The following is a 2,027-nucleotide window of genomic DNA, read 5'->3' on the forward strand; positions in this document are numbered from 1 at the left end:
GCCCGCCTGCTCCTGCCCCGCCGTGCGCAGGGTGAGCAGCGGCTCGTCCCCGCTCTCCCCCGAGACCTCGGCCATCTGCGGTACGGCCCTGCCCTCCAGCAGCTTCACGGCGTCCGCGACGGTCGTGGACTCGCCCGCCCACAAGGGGAGTTCGCGCAGCAGCAGGGCGCTTTGCATCAGCAGTTCGGCAGCCGCCTCCTCGTCGAGCACGTCACGGTCGTGCACCCCCGTCAGGACCAGCCCGCCCGCACTGTCGTGGTGGGCGAGCAGCCCGATGGGCAGCACCGAGCGGGCGGGTACGGTGCCTGAGAACTCGGCCCGGATGCCCTGCGCGGCGAGTTCGCCCTCCAGCCCTTCCACCGGATGCGGCGGATCCTCGAATACGATGACGGTGGCGGCGGGGTCGGTGCCGGCGCCGTGCCGGCCCGGGGCCCGGAGCCAGTCGGCCGGCACCCATTCGTAGGCGGCCATGTCCAGGGCGTGGTCGCGCAGTTGCCGCATCAGGTTCGGCAGGGTCCCCGCCGGGTCCACCTCGACGGACATCGGCAGCGAGTTGCGCAGCGGTCCCAGCATCCGGGCCACGCCGTCGAGGGGGATGCCACGTCCCGGGACGGTGACCGCGAAACAGACGGGGGCCGGTCCGGTGGCGCCGGAGGCACGGTGGATCAGCATCGCCCAGACGGCCTGGAGCACACTGCTCTCGGCGATGCCCCACATGCCGGCCCAGCGCGCGAGACGGATGGTTTCTGCAGAGTCGAGGCGCAGTCGCGAGCGGCCCACCCCGGTCATCCCGGTGGCCCCGCCGGGCCGGGCCGGACGGGATGCCGCGTCGGCGGGCGGTACGGAACGCCCCCAGAACCCCCGTACCGGCTCCAGGTCCTGGGCCGCGATCCAGGAGGTGTAGTCACGCAGGTCGGGTCGGCGCTCGCCGCCGGGCAGGGAGCCGCCCGCGAGATAGGCCCGGTGGAACTCGCGCAGCATGATGTGCGCGCTCCAGGTGTCGAGCAGGGCCCGGTGATAGGTGAGCACGATCCGGGTGGGTGAGCCGGCGCCCTCGAGCGGGCTGCCCTCCGACCCCAGCAGGGTCAGGCGCAGCGGGCCGGGGCAGCGCAGGTCGAAGCCGCGCAGCCGGTCGCGCTCCAGCAGGGCGGACAGCTCGGCGTCGTCGCCGCGCCGGACCCGGACGGTGATCTCGGGAGTGACCCGGCTGTGCACCATGAGCTGCGGTTCGGGGCCGCCGGTGAAGGCGGTACGCAGCACCGTCTCGCAGTCGAAGACCGACTGCCAGGCGGAGGTGAAGCGTTCGACGTCGAGCGGGCCGTGCCAGACCCACACGAGCTGCTCGACGTGCCGGCCGGTGCCGGGCTGTGCGTCGCTGCCCTTGTACAGCGCCGACTGCTGGGGGGTGGCCCGGAAGACGGACGGGATAGGGGCGGTGACCGCGCCGGCCAGCTCCCCGAGCACCTCGCGCAGCAGGTCGGCGAGGGTGGCCACGGAGGTGTCGGTGATGCCTTCGGCCGGGTCGGGCACCCAGTCCAGGCCGAGGCGCAGCCTGCCGCCGACGACCTGGACGCGTACGTCGAGACGGTGCGTGGGCCGGCTCGGCGCGCTGCCGGGCACGGGTCGGGCGGAGCCGGGCAGCAGTTCGTCCGGGCCGTGCAGGATCAGACAGGCCGGGGCGGGCGCCAGTTCGCGCAGGGCGTCGCGCAGCAGCGGGTCGGGGCTCCACTCCCGGCAGGCCCCGAATCCGGCGCCGCCCGCGGCCTGCCCGGCGCCGGCCGCCAGCGGGCCCGCCACGGCGGCCAGTTGGCCGAGGGGGTCGAGACCGGGGTCGAGGGTGAGATGGACCGGGTGCACATCGGTGAGGGGGCCCACGTGGCGGCGTAGGCCCGGAGGGCCGGCCCTGGGGTCCCCGCGGACATCGAAGCCGACCTCGTCGACGCGCTGCCAGCGGGCCAGGGCCAGGGCGAAGGCGCCGGTCAGCACCTGCCCGGCGGTCAGCGCGAGCCGTCGGGCCAGATCCTGGG

1 protein-coding gene is annotated in these 2,027 nt (G+C 75.0%); it reads right to left on the reverse strand.

Annotated elements, in window-relative coordinates; genetic code table 11:
* Positions 1 to 2,027: condensation domain-containing protein (locus tag TN53_RS40345; protein WP_052745406.1), on the reverse strand; the 2,027-nt coding region annotated here is incomplete at both ends.

Source organism: Streptomyces sp. WM6386 (genome assembly GCF_000972385.1).
Lineage (GTDB): Bacteria > Actinomycetota > Actinomycetes > Streptomycetales > Streptomycetaceae > Streptomyces.